Origin of the sequence: Paraburkholderia oxyphila NBRC 105797 (assembly GCF_000685075.1) — a bacterium.
GTDB lineage: Bacteria > Pseudomonadota > Gammaproteobacteria > Burkholderiales > Burkholderiaceae > Paraburkholderia > Paraburkholderia oxyphila.
Genome location: NZ_BAYD01000069.1, coordinates 1 through 25,424 on the forward strand (window position 1 = coordinate 1; position 25,424 = coordinate 25,424).

At 64.4% G+C, this 25,424-nt stretch carries 24 protein-coding genes and 1 pseudogene; 17 read left to right on the forward strand and 8 right to left on the reverse strand.

Annotated elements, in window-relative coordinates; genetic code table 11:
• The first annotated feature begins 160 nt into the window (after positions 1-160).
• The 6 genes from BO1_RS60370 (at position 161) to BO1_RS53720 (ending at position 5,245) form a co-directional block, all read left to right on the forward strand.
• Positions 161-361, forward strand: coding sequence for a hypothetical protein (locus BO1_RS60370; RefSeq protein WP_028221153.1), 201 nt, complete (start codon positions 161-163; stop codon positions 359-361).
• A 98-nt stretch (positions 362-459) separates the two neighbouring features.
• Positions 460-1,395 carry a fumarylacetoacetate hydrolase family protein gene (locus tag BO1_RS53710; RefSeq protein WP_052409688.1) on the forward strand — a complete coding sequence of 312 codons (936 nt, stop codon included), beginning with the start codon at positions 460-462 and terminating at the stop codon, positions 1,393-1,395.
• A gap of 81 nt (positions 1,396-1,476) precedes the next feature.
• Positions 1,477-2,508, forward strand: a complete 1,032-nt coding sequence (locus tag BO1_RS32665; protein WP_028221154.1) for a Rieske 2Fe-2S domain-containing protein — start codon at positions 1,477-1,479, stop codon at positions 2,506-2,508.
• Positions 2,509-2,584: 76 nt separating this feature from the next.
• On the forward strand, positions 2,585-3,439 hold the full coding sequence (locus tag BO1_RS53715) for an IclR family transcriptional regulator domain-containing protein (protein WP_052409689.1): 855 nt from the start codon (positions 2,585-2,587) through the stop codon (positions 3,437-3,439).
• 37 nt (positions 3,440-3,476) lie between these two features.
• The gene (locus BO1_RS32675; RefSeq protein WP_028221155.1) at positions 3,477-4,802 is read left to right on the forward strand and encodes an MFS transporter; all 1,326 of its coding nucleotides are present in this window, start codon (positions 3,477-3,479) and stop codon (positions 4,800-4,802) included.
• Complete coding sequence (locus BO1_RS53720) at positions 4,799-5,245, forward strand: VOC family protein (protein WP_043287535.1); 447 nt, start codon at positions 4,799-4,801, stop codon at positions 5,243-5,245. The genes BO1_RS32675 and BO1_RS53720 overlap by 4 nt, the downstream gene beginning before the upstream one ends.
• An 845-nt stretch (positions 5,246-6,090) precedes the next feature.
• Here BO1_RS53720 and BO1_RS32685 read toward each other — a convergent pair.
• Positions 6,091-6,471: a DUF1090 domain-containing protein gene (locus BO1_RS32685; protein WP_028221156.1), complete on the reverse strand. Its 381-nt coding sequence runs from the start codon at positions 6,469-6,471 to the stop codon at positions 6,091-6,093.
• A 474-nt stretch (positions 6,472-6,945) separates the two neighbouring features.
• Here BO1_RS32685 and BO1_RS53725 point away from each other — a divergent pair, with 474 nt between their 5' ends.
• From BO1_RS53725 to BO1_RS61440, 3 genes and pseudogenes are all read left to right on the forward strand, one after another.
• Positions 6,946-7,872, forward strand: a complete 927-nt coding sequence (locus BO1_RS53725; protein WP_043287537.1) for a LysR substrate-binding domain-containing protein — start codon at positions 6,946-6,948, stop codon at positions 7,870-7,872.
• 137 nt (positions 7,873-8,009) lie between these two features.
• On the forward strand, positions 8,010-10,091 hold the full coding sequence (locus BO1_RS56645; protein WP_084688359.1) for a DUF4387 family protein: 2,082 nt from the start codon (positions 8,010-8,012) through the stop codon (positions 10,089-10,091).
• Positions 10,092-10,251: 160 nt separating this feature from the next.
• Positions 10,252-10,374, forward strand: a pseudogene (locus tag BO1_RS61440) (integrase); the annotation flags it as partial.
• Between the two features lie 201 nt (positions 10,375-10,575).
• Here the strand turns inward: BO1_RS61440 and BO1_RS32700 are convergent.
• From BO1_RS32700 to BO1_RS32710, 3 genes are all read right to left on the reverse strand, one after another.
• The gene (locus BO1_RS32700; RefSeq protein WP_028221157.1) at positions 10,576-10,938 is read right to left on the reverse strand and encodes a BON domain-containing protein; all 363 of its coding nucleotides are present in this window, start codon (positions 10,936-10,938) and stop codon (positions 10,576-10,578) included.
• A 289-nt stretch (positions 10,939-11,227) separates the two neighbouring features.
• Complete coding sequence (locus BO1_RS53735; RefSeq protein WP_043287540.1) at positions 11,228-12,460, reverse strand: type II toxin-antitoxin system HipA family toxin; 1,233 nt, start codon at positions 12,458-12,460, stop codon at positions 11,228-11,230.
• Positions 12,460-12,735, reverse strand: coding sequence for a helix-turn-helix domain-containing protein (locus BO1_RS32710; RefSeq protein WP_245643965.1), 276 nt, complete (start codon positions 12,733-12,735; stop codon positions 12,460-12,462). Before BO1_RS32710 ends, BO1_RS53735 begins: the two co-directional genes overlap by 1 nt.
• Here BO1_RS32710 and BO1_RS59655 point away from each other — a divergent pair.
• Positions 12,713-13,099: a hypothetical protein gene (locus BO1_RS59655; RefSeq protein ID WP_156992520.1), complete on the forward strand. Its 387-nt coding sequence runs from the start codon at positions 12,713-12,715 to the stop codon at positions 13,097-13,099. The genes BO1_RS32710 and BO1_RS59655 overlap by 23 nt on opposite strands.
• On the opposite strand, the gene ilvD is transcribed toward BO1_RS59655, so the two are convergent.
• Complete coding sequence (gene ilvD, locus BO1_RS32715; RefSeq protein WP_028221159.1) at positions 13,096-14,955, reverse strand: dihydroxy-acid dehydratase; 1,860 nt, start codon at positions 14,953-14,955, stop codon at positions 13,096-13,098. The two genes, BO1_RS59655 and ilvD, sit on opposite strands and share 4 nt — an antisense overlap.
• Before the next feature lie 328 nt (positions 14,956-15,283).
• Complete coding sequence (locus BO1_RS32720) at positions 15,284-16,381, reverse strand: porin (protein ID WP_028221160.1); 1,098 nt, start codon at positions 16,379-16,381, stop codon at positions 15,284-15,286.
• Between the two features lie 288 nt (positions 16,382-16,669).
• Here BO1_RS32720 and BO1_RS32725 point away from each other — a divergent pair, with 288 nt between their 5' ends.
• From BO1_RS32725 to BO1_RS32735, 3 genes are all read left to right on the forward strand, one after another.
• The gene (locus BO1_RS32725; RefSeq protein WP_028221161.1) at positions 16,670-17,980 is read left to right on the forward strand and encodes an AAA family ATPase; all 1,311 of its coding nucleotides are present in this window, start codon (positions 16,670-16,672) and stop codon (positions 17,978-17,980) included.
• 16 nt (positions 17,981-17,996) lie between these two features.
• The gene (locus BO1_RS32730; protein WP_028221162.1) at positions 17,997-19,844 is read left to right on the forward strand and encodes a cobaltochelatase CobT-related protein; all 1,848 of its coding nucleotides are present in this window, start codon (positions 17,997-17,999) and stop codon (positions 19,842-19,844) included.
• A 105-nt stretch (positions 19,845-19,949) separates the two neighbouring features.
• On the forward strand, positions 19,950-21,176 hold the full coding sequence (locus BO1_RS32735) for a J domain-containing protein (RefSeq protein WP_028221163.1): 1,227 nt from the start codon (positions 19,950-19,952) through the stop codon (positions 21,174-21,176).
• A gap of 47 nt (positions 21,177-21,223) precedes the next feature.
• Here BO1_RS32735 and BO1_RS32740 read toward each other — a convergent pair whose 3' ends face one another.
• A complete protein-coding gene (locus BO1_RS32740) occupies positions 21,224-21,565 on the reverse strand; it encodes a DHCW motif cupin fold protein (RefSeq protein ID WP_028221164.1) in 342 nt (113 codons plus the stop codon).
• A 58-nt stretch (positions 21,566-21,623) separates the two neighbouring features.
• A complete protein-coding gene (locus BO1_RS32745) occupies positions 21,624-22,040 on the reverse strand; it encodes a MarR family winged helix-turn-helix transcriptional regulator (RefSeq protein WP_084688360.1) in 417 nt (138 codons plus the stop codon).
• A 240-nt stretch (positions 22,041-22,280) separates the two neighbouring features.
• Here BO1_RS32745 and badH point away from each other — a divergent pair, with 240 nt between their 5' ends.
• From badH to BO1_RS59660, 4 genes are all read left to right on the forward strand, one after another.
• A complete protein-coding gene (gene badH / locus BO1_RS32750) occupies positions 22,281-23,048 on the forward strand; it encodes a 2-hydroxycyclohexanecarboxyl-CoA dehydrogenase (protein ID WP_028221166.1) in 768 nt (255 codons plus the stop codon).
• Between the two features lie 30 nt (positions 23,049-23,078).
• The gene (gene badI, locus BO1_RS32755) at positions 23,079-23,861 is read left to right on the forward strand and encodes a 2-ketocyclohexanecarboxyl-CoA hydrolase (protein WP_028221167.1); all 783 of its coding nucleotides are present in this window, start codon (positions 23,079-23,081) and stop codon (positions 23,859-23,861) included.
• A gap of 61 nt (positions 23,862-23,922) precedes the next feature.
• Positions 23,923-25,074 (forward strand): cyclohexanecarboxyl-CoA dehydrogenase, encoded by a 1,152-nt coding sequence (aliB, locus tag BO1_RS32760; RefSeq protein ID WP_028221168.1) that lies wholly within the window; start codon positions 23,923-23,925, stop codon positions 25,072-25,074.
• 183 nt (positions 25,075-25,257) lie between these two features.
• Positions 25,258-25,419 (forward strand): enoyl-CoA hydratase-related protein, encoded by a 162-nt coding sequence (locus BO1_RS59660; RefSeq protein WP_156992522.1) that lies wholly within the window; start codon positions 25,258-25,260, stop codon positions 25,417-25,419.
• The last annotated feature ends 5 nt before the right edge of the window (positions 25,420-25,424 follow it).

Below are 25,424 nucleotides of genomic sequence, written 5' to 3' on the forward strand. Positions count from 1 at the left end.
AACGCCAACGCCAACGCCAACGCCAACGCCAACGCCAACGCCAACGCCAACGCCAACGCCAACGCCAACGCCAACGCCAACGCCCTCCCGCGATTCAAGCGGCCCGTATAGCTCGGCCTGCATCGCATTGCATCCCATTCCCGCACAGTCGGAAAAATCCATGAAGATCAACCTCACCCATTACGTCATGGGCGGCATGCTCACCGTCCTGTGCCGCGCCAGCTCACACGCACAGCCCGCCGACTCCGGCGTGCCGGCCGCCGCAAAGCCTGTGTCAAGCGTCAAGGAGATGCGCGCGCCCGCTGTCCGCTCACCGGACAAAGCTGAAATGGGCGTTGATGGGCGCCATGCCACCTCGTAAAGTGAAATCAACAGGATGCGCTGCGGGCCGATCGGCCGCTCCGGTTGGCCGGCGCGCGCAAACGCTACGCAGCAGTCAATTCAAGGAAAACGGTCGCTATGGAATTTGCACTTGCCAATCTTTGTACCGTCGACGGCGAACGCGCCGCCGTCGCACTGCCGCACGGCTACTTCCGGCTAGACAGGCTCGCCAGCGGTTTCGCCACGAGTCTGCGCGCAGTCGTGAACCGGTGGGACACGGCCTACCCGCTGATCATCGAGGTGGCACGGCAATGCGAGACGTTGGGCGCGTCGTCCGCCGCCTATGTATCGAAAGCCGATGCCGAACTCGCCACGCCGATCCGGTTCCCGAACAAGCTCGTCTGCGTCGGCGCGGTCTACAAAGACCATCTTCGCGAGTTCAATCTGCCTGCGCAGCGCTGGCCGAAGATGCCGATGTTCCTGCGTCCGCCGACGACCTCGATCGTCGGGCCCGGCGCGAAGATTGCGATTCCCCCCGGCACGGCGCAATTCGACTGGGAGATCGAGCTCGCGGTCGTGATGGGCGCGAGGCTCACCGACGCAAATCTCGACTCGGCAAAAGCCGCCATCGCGGGCTATTGCGTCGGCGTCGACTTGACGTGCCGCGATCTGCTCGACCGCGACTCGGCGGCCGGCATCGATCTCGTTCGCGCCAAGGCGCAGGACGATATGGCGCCAGTCGGGCCCATGCTGATGCCGGCCGAGTTCGTTGGCGATCCTCAGCAATTGGGCCTGCGTCTGTACGTCAACGGCGAAATCAAGCAAAACGGCACCACGTCCGACATGCTCTATTCCGTGTACGAGCAGGTCGCCACGATCAGCCGCTTTATCACGCTCGAGCCCGGTGACATCGTGTTTACCGGCTCGTGCGCGGGCTCCGGCGCGTCGATCGGTCAGTTCCTGAAGCCGGGCGACCGCATTCGCGCGGAGATCGACAAGGTCGGTTGTCTGGAAGTGGAAATTGCCGAGGCGCGCCGGCGCCCGGCGGATTACCGGGAGGTGCTGCACGCCTGATTCATCAAGCGGCGAGCGGCACTGACGAACAAAGCCCGATTTCATGCGGGCGGATTGACGAAGACTGTGGTGGAGACAGAGATGGCAGAGCAAACCGCTTTAAACGAAGCCGAAAAGACGGCCTCGCTGGCCGGCGCATGGCGACGCGGCAGGAAGATCGAATTTCGCGGCGAGGACGAGTTTCATCAATGCTGGTATCCGGTCGCGCTGTCGTCCGAGGTGTCGAAAGGCGGTCTGGTCGGCGCGCCGTTCCTCGATGGCCGCGTGATCGTCTATCGCACGTCCGACGGCGTGGCCCACGTCAAGAGCTCCTATTGCCGGCACCTCGGCGCGGACCTTTCGGTGGGGCGCCTCGTCGACGACAGGATTCAATGCCCGTTCCACTTCTGGCGCTACGACTCGACCGGCGCCTGCGCCGAGGTTCCGGCTGGCGACCCGCCGCCGCCCTACGCCAGGCTGTTCAGCTATCCGACGGCGGAGTCGCTCGGCATCGTCTGGGCATTCAACGGCGAAACACCGCTTCATCCTGCGCCGCACTTCGAGCAGGGTGCATACGAATCACCACTCGTGATCGACGCGTTTCGCAATCCGCTGCCGATGCACGTCGACAGCTCGATCGTGTTCCTGAACAGCTTCGACCTTCAGCACTTCCGCGTCGTGCACGGCATGCCGATCGAGGTCGACCTGTCGCAAGTCCGCGAGCACGACAGCACGTTGTCATACGAAGCACGGGTGAGCGCGCCGGAATTCGGCGACGTGATCCAGATGCGCAAGCTGTGGGGCGTCAACACGGTCACCATCGCAAGCGAGACGAAAGGGCGAAAGCTCTATCTGATGCATAGCCTGTGCCCGATCGGACCGAACGCCACGCAGGGGTTCCTGGTCAACGCCACGCCTGCCGATTGCGCTTCGGACGGTGACGGCGAACTGAGGGCGCTGCTCGCGCAGTCGCGCGACTACTCGCTGCGCCTCGTGAACGAAGATGCGCCGATCTTCGATACGCTCAGCTTCCGCCGCGATAATCTGACCGCGTCCGATCGTTTCCTCGCTCATGGCATCCGGTACGTGCGCCAATATCCGCGCGCGCATCCGGGCCGCGAGATGATCCGGTAGCCGCGCCATGTACGTGCTTAACCGCGGGCAAGCCGCATGCGAAAATGGTCCGGCGCCGTCAACCGGATCGACAGCCATGAACTCAGACGCGAAGTCAAAGCGCTCCAGCCACGCCAACGACGAGGCGAGCCTGATGCGCGGGCCGCTCAGAACCATCGCCGTGCTGCGAGCGCTGAATGTGCGCAACGGCGCGACCGTTGCCGAGCTCTCGGCGGCGACCGGCATCTCGCGGCCGGCCCTCTACCGGATTCTGGAAACGCTGCGCTCGGCGGGCTACGTCTCCGTGAATCTGCGCCAGCAGCGCTACTGCCTGACCATGCTCGTGCGTACGCTCGCACAGGGCTTCTCCGATGAAGACTGGGTGACGCAGGTCGCAAGGCCGGTGTTGAGCGCGCTGCAGCGCAAGGTGCTCTGGCCCGTCGATCTCGGCACGTTCATGAACAACGCGATGTGGATTCGCGAGACGACACGGCAATCGAGCCCGCTGACGATCGATCGCGGTGTGGTCGGCCTGCGCTTTCCGATGCTGCAGGGGGCGACGGGCCGGGCGTATCTGGCTTTCTGCCCGGACAACGAACGCGAGCAGATTCTCGCCAATCTCTCGCGGCTACCCGAGCCCGGCAACGAGATGATAGAGCGGCCCGCGGAGGTCGAGGCATTGCTTCAACGCACGCGAGAGCAGGGCTACGGCCTGCGATACGGCGAGGAGCCCACGGAGACCGGCGCGATTGCAGTGCCCATCGTCCTTGATGAGCGAATCATCGGCTGCATCAACATGACTTTCATCGCCAGCGCTTTGAGGCCCGAAGAAGCCGCGCGCCAGCATCTGGCCGCGATGCTCAAGAGTGCAAAGAAAATCGCCGCGGGCGTTCTGCAACTGGAGACAGACGTGAACGATGCATCTCCACTTTCAGGCAAGGACGAGACATGAACACCCCCCATGACCCCTATCGCTGGCGGGATGCATCATGAGCGCATTCCTCGACGAACTGCGCGGCGGCTGGCGTGACTTGATCGGCGCCGTGATCGGCCTGGGGCTCGGCATTGGCGCCTACAACCCGGTTTCGAGTTTCTTCTTTCGGGCGCTCGAGCACGAGTTCGGCTGGTCGAAGGCGGCCGCAGCCGTGTCGCTGATCGCGCTACCTGTCACTGCCGCGGTGCTGCCTTTCGCGGGCTTGTTGCTCGATCGTTTCGGCGTGCGCCGCGTGGCGGCGCTTTCGACGATCTGCATGTCGGCGTGCTTCGTGTGGCTCTCGGCCATGAACGGCCAGTTGTGGACGTTCTATGCGGCGTTCATCGTGCTCAATGTGCTCGGCTGCGCAACCGGGCCCGTCAGCTATACGCGAACCATCTCGACGCGCTTCAGGAAGTCGCGCGGCACGGCGCTTGCGTTTTCGCTGCTCGGCATCGGCATGACCGCGATGATCCTGCCTCCCTTGATCGCCGCCATATTGGCGCACTGGGGCTGGCGGGGCGGCTACCGGTTCTTCGCCGCGGCGGTGCTCGTCGGCGGGCTGCTGGCGCTCGCGCTGAGCCGCGGGCCGGTGCAAGGCGCAAGCGCGCCCGATACGCTCGCGGGCGACCGGCTCGCCACGGCTGCCACAAAGCGCGCGTTCTGGCTGCTCGGCATGGCGATTTTCGGCCTGAGCGTGGCGTCGCTCGGATTCGTGTCGCAATTCCAGTCCATCGCCATCGAGAAAGGGCTCGCGCCGGCAACGGCACCCTTCCTGTTGTCGGCGCTTGCCGCATCGGTGCTGGTGAGCCGGCTGGTCATCGGGGGCGCGCTCGATGCGTTGCGTCCGGAGCGAGTCGCCGCGACCGCGCTTTGCCTCGCCGCGCTCGGCATGCTGCTCTGGATGTTCAGCGGCCCGCATGCCGCCACGGCATTGATCGCGGTCCTTCTGATTGGACTGAGCATCGGAGCCGAGCTCGACTTCCTGTCGTTCTTCTGTGCGCGCCTCTTTGGGCTCAGGCATTACGGCGCGGTGTATGGCGGGCTTGCGGCGTTCTTCTATACGGGCATTGCGACCGGGGGCATCGCATACGGCGTCATCCATGACCGCACCGGCGGCTATGTCACGGCGTTGTTGATGTCGGCGGCGCTGTTCGTCGTCGCCGCCCTGATTTTCCTCACGCTCGGGCCGGCCATGCGCGATGCCGAGCGCGCGCAAGGCGCGCTCGTGGCTGAAGCGCCTGGGCTTGATGCGCGGCTCCGGCAGGCGCTGCGGATGCGTTCGACAGAAGGGCGCTCCCTCGAAACTAACTGTTCTTGTGCAAAAGGCAAAAACTTATGAATCGTCCATCAATCGCAGGAATTCATCATCTCAAGTTCAATGTGTCGGACCTGGACCGGAGCCTCGCTTTCTATTCATCGGCGCTGGGCGCGAAGCGCATTCCCGAACTCGATCACAGGCTTCCGGACGGCGAGCTCTTCGCCTATATCCTCGAGGTCGACCGCCTCGGCACTTACCTCGAACTGCGCGCGTCGCCGGATAAAGCGGCGCGCGAGGCAGGGCTCGACCCGGTGACGTTTTCGGTCGAGACGCACGACGATCTGGTTGCGTGGCACGACTATCTGGAAGCGAATGGCATCCGGCATTCGCCGGTCTTTACCGGCGTGACCGGCTGGTTGTTGGCAGCGGAAGACCCGGACGGCCGGCATCTGCGCTTCTATACGCTGGAAACCCATCCCGTGACCACGGCGTTTTCGTCAGACGAGTATTGGCTGGGCGTGTAAAGGTCGTTTTCAGTCGTCAAGACCAGACGTTTCCTGGTCGAGATCGGCCAGGGAGCGTGGCACGGATGTGCGGCAGGGCACTGTCCGGTACGCGCAAAACGGTGATCCTTGGATGGACGTGCGCTTTACGAGATGCACCGAAGTCGCATAATTCGGTGCAGGAGCGGTCGTCTTTCTCTCAAGGAGCGCGGCTACCATGAGCACAATCGTCATTGCCAAATTTTGGCCAGTCATTATCGGCCTAAGCGGAATTTCTGGCGTCTTGCTGCTAGGCTGGGTCAGAACCAAGCACCCAGGCACAAAAGGCCATAGGCACATAAGCGGCCGGTAAGCGCGCTGAAGGTTGCGGCTATGTATTGCCGATGGCGATTGCCGGCCAGATCCCGGTCGTTCGAAGCAGCATGTTCGATGTCTCTCTGTGGCGAGCGGACCGCTGAGCTGCGACCGTACAAAGCTGCCGCTATCGGAGTGCGGATGTTTTCTAACGACGGCTTCCGGTGGAGGGAGACGAGCGCGTACACGCGGCCATGAAATGTCATTCGCTTGCACCGTTGCTTGGACATTCAAGTGTCAGAGCTATCCGGAACCGGTCATTTACCTGGCGATATTGAGGTGTTACTTATCGGCCAAACCCGAGGGTCGCCGATCAGCCGCTGTGTGGCGGCTGAAGGTCGCTTCACTGACAATCGCAAATCCGCGCCGACGAATGTCTCATCTCTTTATCGACGAATGAGTCTTCCGGACCCGCAAGGGACGGTCGCGATTCTCCGAGGCGGTCGTTCGCCAGCGATCCAGATAGCAGAAGAGGCCTGGCACTATTCGTAGCCGCTTTCGGCCATGCTCGATCACTGCGGTACGTTCATCTGTGCATTTTCAAGCTCGACATGCGCTTCGTCGACTTTGCGTTGGCGATCGGCGATTTTCTTCGCGCTCTTGCCGTTGGCCTTTGCTTCCTGCAGGTCACGCTCGCGTTCAGCGAGCTTCTTTTGCGCCGCGACTACCTTGCGTTGCGCGTCGCTGCGCAGCACAGCATCGGTGCAATTGGCATTCATTTGAGCGAGCGCGGTTTCGAGGCCATCTACGCGCTTCGCATTGCCGTGTGCTTTCGCGTAAGTGATTTCTCGCTCTATCGATTGGCGCTTCGCATCACAACCGCTAGTTTGAGCGGCGCACACCATCGGGGAAACGACCATGCCGAGCAGAAATGCTTTGAGCGCGATATTCATGAGAGGCCTCGCAGTAGCGGAGTGTTGTTCGTCGATTGCGCGTTCGGCAGAGATTATAGAGCGCTCGCAATGACCTGCCCTGCCGTCTACGCATAACCGCAACTGGCCGCTCTCAAACGTCGCTCGCAGGTCATCAACGATTGACGTGGCCGTTGCGAGTGTCCCAAGCTGGCCCGTTTCACCCGCCGAGCCATGACGCCACCAAGCCGCCGCTGACGCTCGGCGAATGTTTTTGAACGCCAGCTTACGGCGAAGTCGGCGAGCGCGTAAAGTCGGCCATAAGCAGCCAATGATCGACACGGATGCATGGCCATTTGAGTGTCAGGTTGCCACCCGGTCACAGACCTCCGCACGCCGGCAGGCCGACGGGCCGACAAGCCAGAACCGGCACGAACCTCAGTCCCGGCTCCTCTGACCAGAGCCGGGGTGGGAGCGCGAACCATTGACTCTTCCGGGTCTGTGAGGTGCCCCAGCATGAATCTCCGTCAGTTGCGCTACTTCGTCATTATCGTGGACGCTGGCAGTTTCTCCCGCGCCGCACAGGTCGCCCATATCGCGCAACCTGCACTCAGCCAGCAAATCGCGGATCTCGAGGCACTGCTCGGTGTCACGCTGCTGCAGCGCAGCGTGCGCGGCGTGCGTGCTACCGCCGCAGGCGAGCGGCTCTATGTCGAAGCGCGCGCGATTCTAAGACGTGTGGATCGCCTGCGGGAAATCGTGTGTGAACAAGGCGGGGAAATTGAGGGAAACGTTTGCATTGGCATGTCGTCGACGCTGGCATCAGTGCTTGGCGGCCCAATCGTGGCGGCATGCCACACCGCGCTTCCCAAGGTCCATCTGAAACTCTCGTCGTCAACCAGCAACCAGTTGGCTGACTGCATTCGCGAACAGACACTCGATCTCGCCGTACTATTCGCGGATGCCCCGCCACGCAAATGCGCATCTATCCCGCTTTTTCGTCAACGGCTCTTCCTTGTGCGCCGCGCGGACGGTTCACGGGCCCGCACGAGCGTTGCTTTCAGCAAACTCGCCGAGGTCCCGCTCATCCTGCCCTATTCGCCCAACGTCACACGTACCGTGCTGGACAGAGCATTCGCGAAGGCCGGACTCGAGCCGCACGTGGTCACAGAAACCGACTCGGTTACCAGCATGGTCGCTGCCGTGCAGGCAGGCGTCGGCGGTGCCGTCCTGCCGCTGGGCTCGACGGAGCAGCTGTCTGGCGGTCGCGCACTGGTTTCGCTCCCCATCGAACCACCGATCTGGATCACCGCCAACATCGTTACATCTGCCGAGGCACCGCTCACCGCCGCGGGAGAATCCGTGCGGGACTTCATCGCTGCGTTCGTGGGAAGGCAACTGCGCGAGCACTCGCTCGCCGGCTGCGAACCGCTCGATGATTGAAGTTCGCAAGCCATAGGCGTCGACGATACCCCTATCGCAAGACCGTATTATTCGCAAACCGCAATAGCGCGCAGACTTCACCCCGAAGCGTCAGAGGGACGGCATGTCGTTGTCCGACGCAACCCAAGGGGAATGTGATGGCAAAGCTCGTCTACCGTGTGGTCTCTGCGTGCGGTGCACTGGGATACGGATTTCCGCGGGAATCCATTCAGAAGGCAATGGCCGGCGGCATCGACGCAGTCATCTCCGATGCCGGGTCGATGGATGCGGGTCCATTTTATCTCGGCACCGGCAGCGAGTATTTCGAACGCGACGCAGTCAAGAATGATTTTCGCAATATGGTTGAAGTGGGCAAACAGATCGACGGCCCGGTGATTCTCGGCAGTTGCGGGATGGCCGGAGGCAATCGCAACCTTGACTGGATGCTCGACGTCGCGAAGGAAGTATTCGATGAGCTGGGCGTGCACGACGCGAAGGTAGCCGTGATCCGTTCTGAACTTGAGCCGTCGATCGTGCTCGATGAACTGCGCACCGGCGCATTGCTGCCGACGGGTGCAGGGCCGGCGCTCGACGCGAACGCGCTGCGCGAAAGCACGATCGTCGGCCAGATGGGCATCCATCCGATCCTGAGTGCGCTGGAAAGCGGCGCGAAATACGTCTTCGCGGGTCGTTCTTGTGACGTGGCGCTCTTCGCCGCCGACATGATCCGGCGCGGCATTGAACCCGGTCTCGCGTACCACGTCGGCCACGTGCTTGAGTGCGGCGCGCTCGCGTGCGATCCAGGCTCGCCTTCGGACTGCCTCGTGGCCGAGATCTACGACGACGGCAGCGCGATTTTCGTTGCGCCGGACGAAAATCGTCGCTGCACACCTTACTCGATTGCCGCCCATTCGCTCTATGAGGAAGGGCACCCGCAGTTGCAGTTTTACCCGGAGGGCGTACTCGAGATGGCTCGTACCGAGTTCTTCGCCCGCGACGAGCGCACGAGCGGCATCCGCAACAGCCGTTTCTTCCGTACGAAGAAGCCCTGGCCGCTGAGCATCAAGCTCGAAGGCGCACGCCGTGTCGGTGCGCGAAAAGTATCGCTGATCTACTTCGATCCCAAAGATCTACACGCTGTTCCCGAGGATATCCTCGTGTATGGCCGTAACGGCGTACAACAGACACCCGTTGCGCCCACTCAGCGCGAACTCGGAATCATCATCGAAACGCGTGCGCGTACGGCAGAAGCGGCGAACAAGCTCGCGAGTGTGCTGACGCACTACCTGATTCACTATGGCTATCCGGGGCCCAAGGCGACGGCAGGCAATATCGCCTATCCGCTTTCGCCGAACCTCATCAGCTTTACGCGTGCCGACGGTAGCTACGGCGCAGTCGTCCCCAGCGGCACGCGCGACCCCGTCTTCATCCAGAACTACCCGTCAATCCGTCGCGCCGTTGTCGAACTCGCGCAGCGAGAATTTCCCGAAGCACTCGCTCGGGCCGAGTATGCCTTCATCGAAGCGGACGCGGAGCGCCCCGTGGCGCTGCTGCGCACCGTGGACCGCGATGCCGGCAAACTCGCCACTCGTCATCGCGCCGAAATTGAGCGCATCACGTCCATCACCCGGCCTCGCTCCGGCTCGTTGCTCGATCTCGATGCGTCCGATGCCTACGAATGGACGCTTTATCACCTCCTGCAGAACGAGGACGTGATCCGCAACGTGCTTTTCCCAATCGAATACTACATAGCAACCGGGCGCGAATGGAGGCCGGCCGGTCAGGGTTGCCCAGCCTATTTCGACGTCGGCGAAGCGGCCGGTGCGCAGAATCTGGACGACCGGACGCTCTCGCTCATCGAGGATGTCGCGCCAGCAGGCGTACAGCATGGCACTCAACGCCTGCTGGATATTGCACGTGTCATTCGCAGCAAGGATGCGGGAATCAACCGGCTGACCTTCGATGTGCTCTTCGCGTCTCAGGAGGCGTACGACGCAGCGTTGCGAGCGAATATCTTTTGCCCCCGCAACATCGCCGGGATCCTGGGCGTCGAGCAGGCAGGTGTAGTGGGCGCATTCTTCGTCGATAGCTGTAACGCCATCAAGGTAACGTTGGACCGCCCGATCATTTCCGCATCGCTGGATGAGCGAGACGTGTTCGGCGCCCAGCAGCAAGCTGCGCTCGAACAGTTGTCTATCCCGATGTATGCCGACGAGCGACTTATGGCTTCGGCACTGTGACAGCTTCGTGTGAGCGTCGATCCAAAGTCGCGCAAAAACGTATGAGCCACACAAAAACCGTGCGTCCGAAGAAAAGCTGAAAGCGGCCCTTTGTGCGTCCTTGGACTGATGGACCGCAAAGGGTCGGCGGACTAAACCGCTTGCGCGGTAGGGGGCTCCGGTCCGACGCTGCGCCAGGTTTCTCGGACGTTCCCCCGATACCGCCACCGTCGAGGACCTGCGGGACTACCAGCTGCATCTGGTCGATCACGGTACCTCGCCGGTGTTGCTCAATGGCACGATTGCTTATGCTTGCTCGACGCTGCCCGCTGAACGGGATCAGTCAGGAGCCACCTGGCGACCAGTTCCGGCCGGTTCATTCCAACCGAAGCGATTTTGACCTCCCCTCCGTAATGGACCATGACCGCCCCGGTCATCACATCGCACCCGGTACAATCGGCGCGCGAAACGGTTGCCCCCTGTCTGTTTTGCTGTCACCAAGCGTTCAGCCGTTGCCGCCGTGAAAGTAAGTCAGCTTGTTCGATACGGAATTCACGCCCTGCACAGAGCGCGCAACGTCTTCCGCCTGCCGGAGCTGGTCGCTATTGCGAACCGAGCCGCTCAGCGTCACGGCACCGTCTCGCGCGCGAACGAAAATCCCGGAAACATCCAGGCCTGGCGCTTTAGCCAATGCGTGCCGGACAGCATGGGAGAGCGCGCGGTCCGCCTTTTTCGCGCCAGGCGCTGCCGGCATCGCGCCCGCCGGGTTTGACGCGCCCGAAGGCGCATTGGCGGACTGGGCATGGGACATGCCCGCAAAGATCAACAGAAAAGACGCACACAAGACACATCGCAGGTTCGATTTCATTACCAGCTCCTATAAGTGCCGCGCCGGTGCAGCGTCGCGGTACGGCAAACAAAGCACTGAGGCAATGCCTGAGGAATTTCCTGACTGCGCGCAGATCGCCAACGCGCATAGTGCAATACGGCTGGCAAGCCGAATTGGTTACACCGGACGCAATAAATATTGCGTCACGATCCGAAAACGTGCTTCGGTGCCGTTCAAGCCAATGGAATATCAATCGCCCTTGTGAAGCTGCGCGGCGTGACGCGCCAGAAAGCGATCCCTGCGAATTCGATGTGCGCCACAGTTCGTGCTATTTGACCTTGGGCCTCACGACCGGCTGCACGCCGACGCGCTCGATAACCCGCCGGATGTTCGCGAGAAGCCCATCCTCCACGAAGCGCGGGTCGTTTTCAAACCGCACGGCGACGGACTCATAGGCATTGCGCAGCCGGCTCATGATGGACTTGCACTCGTCCGCGCGCAAACCCAGGCGGCTGCCGTACTCCACGAGGACCTGGGGGATGGGAAACACCTTGGACTTGTTGAGCTTGAGCGCCAACCTGCCGTCGAGCTCCGGATAGATGTCGGTGCACACGACATCGAACACCGGGGCGAGGCGGCGTGGCCCGGTCGGATCCTCGTAGACGATGCCGATGTTCTTCATATGCGCGTCGCCATCGCGCAGCAGACACGACAAGGCGACCCGCTCAAAGAGGCAGACATTCTGTTGATAGTCGGAGCCCGTAAAGATGTCGACGGCCTTCGCGATCATCTCGTAGCTGCCCTCGTACTTGGGCTTGCCGGTGAGCACACCCATGTCCTCAAAGCCCAGCGGAGAGCCGTCCGGGTGCCGGTCGAAACGCGCCATCACAAAGAGCTTGCCATCATCGGAAAGCCAGAACTGGGGAACCTCCAGCCCGGCCTCCTTCGCAACGGACATGCAGAAGAATTCGTTGCGCGCGATCCCCGGAAAGTCGCCGCCCTCAGCCTTGACGATGACCGAATTGAGGGGCAACGCGGTGTGCTCGTCGGGCGCGCGCTGGCCTTGTTCCGCGATGGGCACCACGGTTTTGGGCTGGACCCCCGAAATACCTGAGCCGAGCGCATATTCGTCGACGAGGCGCGCAAAGAGCTTGCCGGATGGGGAGGACAGAAGCTCCTCGAGGTGTTCGCCGTCGTGCTCCGGCACGCTTTCCCCCGGCACCGAATACGTCAGCCGCCCGATCTGGTTACGACCGGCGAGGAAGAGCAGGAACATGTCGCTTGGGGTTCCGAGACGCGCAAGGCGTTCCTCGATGATGTGACGCAGATAGCCTTCGGGACGGTTCATCGCGAAGACACCCATCAGGTCGCCTCGGGCATAGCTTTCCTGGCGCACCGGCATCGTCAGCGATACGGCCGCGGAGTCGGACACCTGGCCGTAGTTGAAGACGTAGCGGCTCTCCTTGGCCAGCAGGCCGCTCGTACCTTGGGGCGTGTGTACCTCGAGGGTGCGGATTTTGCCAAAGAGCCGCTCGATGTCCAATGTCTTGCCCCCGCTCATCAGTCATCGTCCTTGAAGATGGTGTCGAGTTCGTCCAGCACCACGGTGTCGCGCGGGCGCAGAACCAGCTCGTAACCGAGCGCGCTAACGAGGCGGCACCACTCGCGGATGCCCACATTCCCGGCGCTTTCGGCATTGGTGATCGTACGGCGCGCGACGCCCGCGCGCTCGGCGAGTGCTTGCTGGGTCAGCTTGCGCTCACGCCGGGTCGCCCGCAGGGTGGCGGCGAGGCGCTCAACACTGGAGAGCGGAGTGCTGGAGGTTTTTTTGCGCATCATAGTGCGCATTATAGTAAAAATTGGCGATTTTGCGCGCGATGATGCGCATTTTTATGTTGGCCATCGGGCTGAGTCGCTCGAGCTTGTCAGAATGCGCACTATCGTGCGCAAGATACAAATATCGGCCAATTTTGCGCACTATTGTGCGCATTTAGACCGGTCGCAGGGTGCAAGGCAGGCGGATCAATGGAGTCGCGCCTCAAGGTTTGCGCTACTTGGATCTATCCGAGCCGACACAGGTTCGACCGTTGCTTCAGGAGCGCAAGCCGTCTCTTTCTCCGCCCACGCGGCAAGAACCAAAAAAAAAGCCGCTCCGAAGAGCGGCTTCCTGACACCCATGCGCAAAGCGCGCCGGTTTTAATCGTCGAGCAGCGAAAGATCGCGCACCGCGCCCTTATCCGCCGACATCACCAGCTTCGCATAAGCCTTGAGCGCAGCCGACACCTTGCGCGGGCGCGCCTTCACCGGCTTCCACCCCTTGGCGTTCTGCTCTTCGCGACGGCGCGCCAGTTCCTCATCGGACACGAGCACGTTGATCGTGCGATTCGGAATGTCGATGCGGATCTTGTCGCCATTGCGCACGAGACCGATGGCGCCGCCCGCCGCCGCCTCGGGCGAGCAGTGGCCGATCGAAAGCCCCGAGGTGCCGCCCGAGAAGCGCCCGTCGGTGAGCAGCGCACAAGCCTTGCCCAGGCCCTTCGACTTGATATAGCTCGTGGGGTAAAGCATTTCCTGCATGCCCGGCCCGCCCTTGGGTCCTTCGTAACGCACGATCACGACGTCGCCGGCCTTGACCTTGTCGGCGAGGATGTTCTCAACCGCCTCGTCCTGCGATTCGGTCACGTGAGCCGTGCCTTCGAATACGAGAATGCTGTCGTCCACGCCCGCGGTCTTCACCACGCAGCCGTCCAGCGCGATATTGCCCGTGAGCACCGCGAGGCCGCCTTCCTGCGAGAACGCATGCGCGTTCGAGCGGATGCAGCCTTCGGCGCGATCGGTGTCGAGGCTCGGCCAGCGCGTGTTCTGGCTGAACGCCACCTGCGTGGGGATGCCCGCCGGACCGGCCATGTAGAACGTCTTCACGGCGTCGTCCTCGGTGAGGGCGATGTCCCACTGCGCGAGCGCGTCCTTCAGCGTGGGCGCATGCACGGTCGGCACGTCGGTGTGCAGCTTGCCGGCGCGATCGAGCTCGCCGAGGATCGCCATGATGCCGCCCGCGCGATGCACGTCTTCGATGTGGTACTTGTTGGTGTTGGGCGCCACCTTGCACAGCTGCGGCACGACGCGCGAGAGGCGGTCGATGTCGGCCATGGTGAACTCGATGCCCGCTTCCTGCGCAATGGCCAGCAAATGCAGGATGGTATTGGTCGAGCCGCCCATGGCGATGTCGAGCGTCATCGCGTTCTCGAACGCCTTGAAGCCTACCGAGCGCGGCAGCACGCGCTCGTCTTCGTGCTCGTAGTACTGGCGCGCGAGCTCGACGATACGGCGTCCAGCGCGCTTGAAAAGCTGCTCGCGGTCCGCGTGCGTAGCCACCACCGTGCCGTTGCCGGGCAGCGAGAGCCCCAGCGCCTCGGTCAGGCAGTTCATCGAGTTGGCCGTGAACATGCCCGAGCACGAGCCGCAGGTCGGGCAGGCGGAGCGCTCGACTTCGGCCACTTCGGCGTCGGAGTACTTGCTGTCCGCCGCGATCACCATGGCGTCGATCAGGTCGAGCTTCTTGACCTCGATGGCCTTCGTGACGGGGTTGGCGAGGCGCGTCTTGCCCGCTTCCATCGGGCCGCCGGAGACGAAGATCACGGGGATGTTCAGGCGCATCGCGGCCATCAGCATGCCCGGGGTGATCTTGTCGCAGTTCGAGATGCAGACCATGGCGTCGGCGCAGTGCGCGTTGACCATGTATTCCACCGAATCCGCGATGATGTCGCGGCTCGGCAGCGAATACAGCATGCCGTCGTGGCCCATGGCGATGCCGTCGTCCACGGCGATGGTGTTGAATTCCTTGGCCACGCCGCCCGCGGCTTCGATTTCGCGCGCAACGAGTTGGCCGAGGTCCTTCAGGTGCACGTGGCCGGGCACGAACTGGGTGAACGAGTTGACCACCGCGATGATCGGCTTGGAAAAGTCTTCGTCTTTCATGCCGGTGGCGCGCCACAGGGAGCGCGCACCTGCCATGTTGCGGCCGGCGGTGGAGGTCTTGGAACGGTATGCGGGCATCGTGGTTGCCTGAGAGTGATTTAGTGCCGATTGGGTAGCGGGCCACGGGATTGACGGCCCCCTGCGCGCCCGTGCGAACAACCTCTTGAGCTGCACTCTGGGCAAACGGCAATTATCCCACACCGCCCGCCATGGCGTGCCGCCCCCGGGTTTCAGGGCGTTTTTAGCCACGTTTCGGCCATTTTCACGCGGGCAGCGCCGCGTGCTTTCGCTATCGCCGATGAATGCGTCGATGAATAAAAAAACCGCACGCTGAAAACGCGTGCGGTTCGTGTCGAGCTTGCCGATCTTGCTGGCGCGCGGCCCGAACAAGGGGCCGCGCGCGCCATCAGAAGATGTTGCGCAGGCCGACGGCAACGCCGGTCTGGTTGTTGCGGCCCGGGAAGTCCGCGGTCGATGCACCCGTGGCGCGCGTGAAGTCGACCGTGCCATACACTTCGGTGCGCTTGGAGAGTGCGTACTCGGCCAGCAGGACGCCCGTGTAGCGCACGCCGGTGCTCAGCGTCGAGCCGTCCGCGTTCAGCGCGTTGCTGGCGTGGTCGTAGTAGTAGGCGGCCGTCAGCGTCAGCGGCGCGGTGACCTGCCACACGGCGCCGGCGTAGAGGCCGTTGTCGATGCGGTTGGTGTTCGTCACCGGCGTCGAGAAGTTGGCAGCCGGCGAGCCCGTTGCGGCCATGTACATGTCGACGATGCCGGTGTTGTCCTGGCCCCAGAGCCAGCCGGCCATCGCCTTGACGGGGCCGATCTGGTAGACGCCGCTCACGTTCACGACGCGGTACTTGTTGTTGTGCAGGTCGCTGTTCTGCTGGTAGCCCGCGTCGAGCGAGGCCGGGCCGTAGGTGTACGACGCGGTGAAGCCGTACATGTTGTTCGCGCCGGTGCTGCCCGCCACGCCGCCGAAGCTGTACATGCCTTCGACTTCGAGGCCGCCGAAGTGGCCGTCGTACTTGACCGAGTTGTTCTCGCGCAGGCCGTAGCCGAGCGCGCCCGGCAGCCAGCTGTCCTGGTCGAAGTTGCCGACGGTCAGCGGGTCATAGACGTTGCCGAGCTGGTCGAACAGCGGGGTGTTCTGGCGGCCGAACGTGAGCGCGCCGTACTGGCTGCTCTGCAGGCCGACATAGGCCATCCGGTTGAACAGCGTGTTCTGGCTGGCCATCTGGCCGTTCCAGAGGTTGAAGCCGCTTTCGAGGCGGAACACAGCCGAGAGGCCGCCGCCCAGGTCTTCGGAGCCCTTCAGGCCCCAGCGGCTGCCGGTGACCGGGCCGACGCCCATTTGCACTTCGCTGTCGTTGTTGGCGTTGGCGTTGGTCAGGTAGCGGATGCTGGTGTCGACGATGCCGTACAGCGTGACCGAGCTTTGCGCGAATGCCGATTGTGCGGAAACGGCAAGCAGGGCGGCGCCGAGTGCCGCGGTGGTCTTCTTCATGTAATCCCCATTTTTATTCGTTGGCCGGCGCCGCATGGGTGCGTGCGCTGGCGTCATTTCGTGAAACTTTCGCGTACGCAGATCGAGTCCTGCGCGCGAAGATGGCGATAATATTTCGAAACGTTAAAACATCTGCAACAAATTTGTCATGGTGTCGCACCGCTACAACATGCGTTGGCGCCGGCGGCAGGCCCGCTTGCGTGCCGTTCTGGAGCGAGGCAGTGGCTGGACAGCGGGTAACATGAGCGGTTAATCCCTTTATTCGCGCTCGCGCGTGTTCTTTTGCCGATGAACGCCACACCTCTCGCAGTTCACGACGACGGCCCCGAGGGCGTCTACACGCGCGGCTCGGGCGAGGCGCGCGAATGGTGGCGCGTCTCGCTCTCCGAGCGCGCGAACATGTTCCGCATCGAGCACGGCCGCGGTGGCGATGGCGACACCATCGGCGAGGTGGACATCGACACCGTCGTCGACCTCGACAACCTCGAAGCGAAGCTGCTGAAGTGGCGCCGCGAGGGCTTCGTGTCCGAGGCGGGCCGCGAGGACGAGGCGCGTGCCGCCGAGGCCGGCAGCCGTTTCTCCGCCGATTTGCGCCATGCGGCGGCGGCTGCGCGGGCGGCGCGCGAAGGCGGCGGAGCGGGCGATGTGGCGGGCAGTGAAGTGTGCAATGAGTCGGACAACGAAGCGCGGCTCCCTGGCGCGACCGTGCGCATCGGCAATGTGGACATGCCGGTCGCGCAGGCGGGCTCGCCGGCTTCGCAAGCGCTGGTGCCGCGCATCAACGACGCGTATCTGTTCACGGCCCGCACCGACGACGTCGCGCTCGACATCGTCGAGAACCGCCGCGTGATGCTGATCGGCCACACGGGCTCGGGCAAGACCAGCTTCATCGAGCAGGTGGCCGCGCGCACGGGGCACGGCGTGCTGCGCGCGAACATGAACGGCCAGACCACCATCGGCGACTTCGTGGGCTTCTGGACCGTGAAGGGCGGCGAGACGGTCTGGGTGGACGGCGTGCTGCCCGTGTCGATGCGCGAGGGCTATTGGCTCATCATCGACGAACTCGATTTCGCCGAGCCTTCGATCCTCGCCGTGCTGACCGCCGTGCTCGAGCCGAACGGCAAGCTCCTGCTCAAGGAGCGCGGCAACGAGATCGTGACGCCGCATCCGGCGTTTCGCCTCTTCGCCACGGCGAACGCGGCGGGCGCGATGAGCGCGTACCGTCACCTGTATCAGGGCGCGAATCTGCTCAACGAAGCCTTTCTCGACCGCTGGCGCGTGTACCTGTTCGACTATTTGTCGAAAGATGAGGAAGCCGAAGTATTGCGGCGGACCTTGCCGCAACTCACGCCCGCGCTCGCGCACACGCTCGCCGCCATTGCCGCCGACTGCCGCGCCGCGTTCGCACGCGAAGATCTGGCGAGCGCGTTCTCCACGCGGCGTCTGATCGATTGGGCCGAGCTGATGTTGCGCACGGGCGACGCCGAGCGCGCCGCCGGCCCGTCGATCTACGCGAAAGTCAGCGCGGAGGACGCGTCGCTCATCCGCAGCATCATCCGCCATCACGCGATCTTCGACGCCGATCCGGGCGCGAGCTAGAGGCGAGCCTATCGTCATGGATGCCGCCCGCCTGGACGATCTCGAAGCGCGCCTTGGCAAGCTCGCGCGCGTGCTGACCGGCGAGCCGCGCCTTGCGGTGTCGATTGGCGCCGGTGGGCCGCGCGTGGAGCATGAGCGCTTCGTATTGCCTTCGCACGCGGACGAATCAACGCAAGCCGCTCAGGCCGTGCAGGCCGCTCAATCCGGCGAATCCACCGAAGCCGATGAAGATTTGCTGATCGGCTACCTCGACTTGCTGGCGGCGCGCTGGCGGCATAGCGCACCGCATCGGCTCGACCTTGCCCAGGCGGGCGTGACGGGGCGCATTGCGCAAGCCGTCGAGGACCGGCGCGTGCTGGCCCGGCTCGTGGCGGCCTATCCGGGCGCGCGCCGCTACGTCGAGCGGCTGCGCGCGCAGCTCGCCCGCGACGCCTCACGGCGCTGGGGCGCGCTCTCGTGGCCCGAGCGGCTCATCTGGACCATCGAGCGCACGCTCTGGGGCGAGCCCGCTCGCGCGGGCGAGCGCGACGCGGCAACGCTCGCGGCTGCGCTGCGCGTATTGGAAGGCCCGGGCGGGCCGCTCGCTGTGGCACGCGCGAGCCGCTCGACCAGCGAGAGCGTGCGGGCCGCGCAGGCCATCGTGGCGGGCGTGCGCTCGCTCGCCTCGCGCGGCGCGAACAATATGATGCAGTCGGCGCGCCCACCCGATTCGCTCGACGACGAAACGCTCGCGCGCGAGCTCGACGACTTCGGCGCGCACGACGACACGGCTTTCGCGCTGACGCTGGATGCCGCCGCTGCCGAGGCATCCGCGGAGGCGCTGCGCCAGCCCGGCGCGCAGGCGCTGGAAGCGGCCGGCGAGGCGCTCGGCGACGCCATGTCCGCGCCCGGTGCCACGCTCTCCGAGGCCGATGCTGCGCCGCCGCGCGCGGCAGCCGGCGCGGCGCCGTTTGCAAAGGCGGTCCGGTCGATCCCGCTCACCACGGCCTTCGATGCCGTGACCGACCTCACCGGCAGTGGCGACGCCACGGCGTGGCGCAAGCTGCGCGCGCTGGCGCGCGCGGAGACGGGCGCGCTCAGGACGCATCTCGAGCGCGTGCTGAAAGCCGACGAACTCACCCACTGGAAGCGCGAGCAGGAGCGCGGCGAGATCGACCGTGCCGCGCTCGCGCGCCTGGCCGCCTCGCGCGGCTACCGCACGCCGTTTCGCGTGGCCACGCACGCGAGCGGCCGCGACGCCGCGGTGACGCTGCTGCTCGACCTGAGCGGCTCGATGGCGGGGCGCAAGATCGAGCTCGCGCGGCTATGCGCGGCCGCGCTCACCGACGCGCTCATGCAACTCGGCTTCGACTGCGAAGTGCTTGGCTACAGCTCGGTCGAGTCGCCCGACATGCGCGCGCAGTTCGAGCGCGCCCGCGCGGCGGGCGTGGACCTGCGCGGCTTCAATCGCTTCGTGGAGCGGCTTGACCTGCGGATCTTCAAGCGCTTCGAAGCGCGCGATTCGAACGCCGCGAGCGGCCTCGCGGCCATCGAGTGCGGCCATGAGAATCCCGACGGCGAAGCGCTCGCCTGGGCCGCCGCGCGGCTGATGGCGCGCAAGGCGCGGCGGCGCCTGCTGTTCGTGCTCTCGGACGGCTATCCGTCCACGAGCGACGGCGACCCCGCGGTGTTGCGCAGCGACTTGCATGCGCGCGTGGCCGAGGTGGGCGAGCAGGGCATCGAGCTGGTCGGCATCGGCATACAGGACGATGCCGTCGAGGCGTTCTATCCGCAGGCCGTGGTCGTGCGCAAGCTCCACGAACTGCCCGCCGTGGCGTTCGCGACGCTGAGCCGGATGCTTGCGCGGCGCACGCGCCGGGGTTGACGCGGCCGGTGCGATTCTTGCCGCCGGAGCTGACCTGTTATACCTTGTCTGACAAAGCCGCCACGAATGCGGCGTATCGACTGAACCCCTATCGACACTTCGGTCATGAGCGCCCCCGACCCGAGGACCCACGAAGACTACGACCGCCTCTACTACCGGCTCGATCTCGAGCCTGGCGCCAGCGCGGCCGAAATCAAGCACAACTATCGGCAGCTCGCCCAGATCTTTCATCCGGACAAATGGCGGCATCCGAGCCCGGCGTCGCTGCACTGGGCCTCCGAGCAGTTCAAGAAGATCAAGGAAGCGCGCGAGGTGCTGGAGGACTACTGGTCCGCGCATCACGAGGCGCCCGCGAGCCGCGTGGCCCTGGGCGATGCGCACCTCGTCCGCGTGCGCGAGCAGTTGCGCGACCTGCAACTGCGTCGCGAGCGTCTGCAGGCCGAGCTCGACGCGCTGCAGAGCACCAGGCTGCGTGGCCTGGCCGAGTTTGCGCGCATGCAGACCGAGCGCGAGCGTCTGATCGGCGAACTCGTGCACCTGCGCGAGGAAGCCGTGCGTGAGCGCGCAAGCGCTGCCGCGCGACGCGACGAGGAGCAGGCGTCCCGGCAGGCTGAGGCAGCCGCTACCGCGAGCCCGGGCTCCGGCAACGGCGGAAATAGCGGCAAAGTCGGCAATGGCGGCAATCCCGGCGCGAGCCTCGCGCCGCTCGAACGACACCCCGTGCGCGACTTCTTCTTCTCACGTTTTGACGACCCCGCGCGCGGCTGGTTGATGACGTTGAGCGGCATCGCCGTGATGTTCATCGTCCTCTTTGTGGTGGCGCACAAGATCGTCTTCAGCGTATTCGACGCGGCCGGGTCATGGCGCTGGCTCGGCGAAATTTTGCAAGGACTGCTGATTGCCGCGGGCGTGGTGCTGGTGGGCGGTTACGCGTGGGCGCAGCGGACTTTCTATCGGGCCGATCGCGCGGGGCGCGAGCATGGCATGCCGCTGCCCGTCCACGAAACGTGGCAGCGCGTGGGCGCCGCGCTGCGCGGTACGGGCCGCCATGGCGCCGAATGGGGCATCGAAGCCAGTGAGCACCTGCCCGGAAGCGCGGGCTTCGAGCTGCGCGCGGTCCTGCGCTACTCGATGGCGCGCCACGGCGAGAGCGAGGGCGAAGCGCATCAAGCCGTGACTTTCCGCTGCCGCGCGCGCGCCGTGAGTGCGGGCGAGACGCGCATCGCCTGGGACTTTGGCGTGCAGGCGCCCACGTGGTGGCTCCTGCCGGCGGCAAAGGTCGTGCGCGAATTGCGCAGGCGGATCGAGACGGATCTCGCCGCGCGCCTCTAAGCGTGCTCCCCGCACGCTAGCGCCACCGCGGGCGCCTGCTGCGCGCCTCAATCGACGATGAAAAGCCGCGCGCCCGTGCGCGTGTACGACTGGTGCGCCTCGGCGTTGTCGCCCACCTGATAGCTCATGCCGGGCTTGAGCACGAATTTGCGGCCGTCTTCCAGCGTCGTTTCCAGTTCGCCTTCGAGGCAGAAGAGGATGTGCCCTTTGCTGCACCAATGATCGGCGAGGTAGTTGGGCGAGTACTCGACCATGCGCACGCGGATCGGGTTCTGCGCGTCGCCGAAATGCTGCGTGCGCCATGTGGCCATGCCGGTCTCGCCTTTGTGCTGGGTGGGCTCAATCTCGGCCCAGTCGGTCGTGCCGAAGCTGAACGGGTGCATTTTCATCGCGTTGTGTGTCCTTTGGTATGTGCAGTTTGTCTGGAATGGCGTATGGCACGCGCGCTCATTCTTCTTCCGCCGTGCCGCGTTCGTCGATGCGCTTCATGTTGTCCAGCAGCTTGAGCAGATAGTGCAGCGTGTGCGTCATGTCGTCGACGGAAAAATTCCCTAGCACCTCTTCGTAATACGCCTGGATCTTGGGTGTGGCCTGATGCAGCCATAGCGCGCGGCCCGTCTCGCTCATGCGCACGCGGCGCGAGCGGCGGTCGAGCGCGTCCGGGGCGGCGCTCAAATGCCCGTCGCGCTCCATCCGGCTGATCAGGCCCGAGAGGTTCTGCCGGCTCACCATCAGATAGCGCGCCAGCTCGCCCACACTCATGCCTTCCTGAACCTCCTCGCGCGAAAGTGCACCGAGCACGGCCCACTGCTGCGTGGTCAGCCCTTCCTCTTCCACGGCCCGAGTTCCCGTTTTATGCAACATATTTGCAGATTGGTAGAGGCGGAAGAACAACCGATTGGCCAGCTCGAAGCGCGCAAGGTCTTCTTTATCATGGGTTTTTGCAGGCTTAGACAAAGGGTTTCTCCTGATGTGGCTGCGCTTGTCTTCGATCGATGTGCTGCCTAGTATACGTCAACATATTGACATAATTAGGGCGGCCGAAAAAGGTGCGCGACCGCCAGCAGGCTCAATGGTAACCCTGGTAACGCATGGAGGAGCACGATGAAAAGGTTCGAAGGCCGCACGGTGGTCGTGACGGGAGGTGGAGGCGGCATTGGCGGTGCGACTTGCCGGCGCTTTGCGGCGGAGGGCGCGCGCGTCGCGGTGCTCGATCTCTCGCTCGAAGCGTCGCAGAAGGTGAGCGCGTCGATCGAGGCGCACGACGGCAAGGCGCTTGCGCTGCGCTGCGACATCACGAATCGCGCTGAGGTGGATGCGGCGCTCGCGCAAGCCGAGGCGCAACTCGGCCCCGTGGATGTGCTCGTGAACAATGCGGGCTGGGACGTCTTCAAGCCCTTCACGAAAACGGAGCCCGCGCAGTGGGAGCGGCTCATCGCGATCAATCTCATGGGCGCACTGCACCTGCACCATGCCGTGTTGCCCGGCATGGTCGAGCGCAAGCGCGGGCGCATCGTCAATATCGCTTCCGATGCGGCGCGCGTGGGCTCGTCGGGCGAGGCCGTCTACGCGGCATGCAAGGGCGGCCTCGTGTCGTTCTCCAAGACCATCGCGCGCGAGCATGCGCGCCACGGCATCACCGTGAACGAGGTCTGCCCGGGCCCGACCGACACGGCGCTTTTCGCCGATTACAAGGAAGGCGCGGGCAATCCCGAGAAGCTGCTAGAAGCGTTCCAGCGCTCGATTCCGCTGGGCCGCATCGGCCAGCCCGAGGACTTGCCGGGCGCAATCGTCTTCTTCGCCAGCGACGACGCAGGCTACATCACCGGGCAGGTGCTGAGCGTGTCCGGCGGCCTGACCATGGCCGGCTGATTGATTGTCAGTACAACACAGGATTCGTTCATGAACTACGAAGACATTCTTTACGAAGTGCGCAACGGCGCGGCATGGATCACCATCAATCGCCCGGAGAAGATGAACGCGTTTCGCGCTCGCACCTGCGACGAGCTGATTCACGCGATCAACAAGGCGGGCTATTCGCGCGAGATTGGCGTGATCGTGCTGGCGGGCGCGGGCGACAAGGCGTTCTGCACCGGCGGCGATCAGTCTGCCCACGAAGGCCAATACGACGGGCGCGGCACCATCGGGCTGCCGATGGAGGAATTGCACACTGCGATCCGCGACGTGCCCAAGCCCGTGATCGCGCGCGTGCAGGGCTATGCGGTGGGCGGCGGCAACGTGCTGTGCACGATCTGCGATTTCACGATCGCCTCGGAGAAGGCCGTATTCGCGCAGGCGGGCCCGAAGGTCGGCTCGGTGGACCCCGGCTACGGCACGGCCTTTCTTGCGCGCGTGGTGGGCGAGAAGAAAGCGCGCGAGATCTGGTATCTGTGCCGCCGCTATCCGGCCGCCGAAGCGCTGGTGATGGGGCTCGTGAATGCGGTCGTGCCGCACGAGCAACTGGACGCGGAAGTGCAGAAGTGGTGCGACGAGATCATGGAAAAGAGCCCGACGGCCATCGCCATCGCCAAGCGCTCGTTCAACATGGATACCGCGCATCAGGCCGGCATCGCGGGCATGGGCATGTATGCGCTCAAGCTCTATTACGACACGGAGGAGTCGCGCGAGGGCGTGCGGGCGTTCAATCAGAAACGCAAGCCCGAGTTCCGCAAATACGCGAAGTAAAGGCGTATCCATCACGTTTAGCATGACGAATGAATAGAGCGACCCCGTACCAGGAGTGGACATGAATCCCTATATCGACGAAGACCTCGTCGCCCTTGGCGAGCACGCGCGGCGTTTCGCGCAGGGACGCGTCGCGCCGGGCTTTCAGGAGCGCGATCAAACGCGCGTGCTCGACCGTGGCTTGATGCGCGAAATGGGCGAGATGGGATTCATCGCGCCGGAGCTGCCTGAAGCCTACGGCGGGCAGGGGCTCGGCTGCCTCGCGGCGGGTGTGATCCACGAGGAGATCGCCCGCGCCGACCTGAGCCTCTCCTATATCAACCTGCTCGCTTCGCTCAATGGGCAGATCCTGGCGCAGCACGCGGCGCCCGAGATCGCGCGTCCTTGGCTCGAGCGCCTGACGCAGGGGCGCGCGCTGCTCGCAATCGCGTTGACCGAGCCACGCGGCGGCTCGGACGCGGCGAACCTGCGACTGAAGATGGAGCGCGTGGGGGACCACTACGTGCTCAACGGCGAGAAGACTTCGATCTCGGCAGCCGATCAGGCGGACGCCGCCGTGGTATTCGCCCGCACGGGCCGCGCGGAAGATGGCGCGCGCGGCGTTTCCGCGCTGCTCGTGCCGATGGATCTTCCCGGCATCACGCGCAACCGTTTCGATTGTCATGGCCAGCGCGCCATCGGGCGCGGCTCGATCTTCTTCGAGAACGTGCGCGTGCCCGTCGATCATCGGCTAGGCGACGAGGGCAAGGGCTTCGTGCAGGTGATGCAGGGCTTCGACTTCTCGCGCGCGCTGATCGGTTTGCAGGTGCTCGCGGTCGCGAGCGTGAGCCTCGAGGAGACGTGGGAGTACATCGCGCAGCGCGAGGCGTTCGGCAAGCCGCTTTCGGCGTTTCAGGGCGTCTCGCATCCGCTCGCCGAGTACGCGACCCAGGTGGAGGCCGCGCGCCTGCTGTGTCTGCAAACGCTCTGGCTCAAGGACCGTGGCCTGCCGCACACGGCGCAGGCGGCCATGTGCAAATGGTGGGGGCCGAAGCTCGCTTACGACGTCGTGCATCAATGCCTGCTCTCATTCGGCCACGGCGGCTACGATCGCGGGCCGCTGGAGCAGCGCCTGCGCGACGTCCTCGGCTTTCAGATTGGCGACGGCACGGCGCAGATCATGAAGACCATCGTGGCGCGCGCGAACGCCGGGCGCGACGCCGTTCCCGCATGAGCGGCGCTTCTCTTGCACGGGGGCATACGATGGCGTTCGACGCGGTATTGATCGCGCAGATGCGCGCGAGCGAAGCAACGCGCCGCTGGTGGCCGGGGCGCACCATCAACGACGAACTGGACGCCTGCGTGGCCGAGTGCCCGGAAAAGATCACGCTCAACCGGCCGAAGCATCTGAACGCGCTTGACGATCAAGGAGTCGGTGAACCGCGCCTGGGAGAGCGCGTTGAGCGAGGGCATGCTGTTCGAGCGGCGCGAGCTGCATGCTCGGTTTGCGAGCGAGGATGCGAAGGAAGGCATGGCGCCCTTCCTCGAAAAGCGCGACCCGGTGTTCACGCATCGCTGATTCAT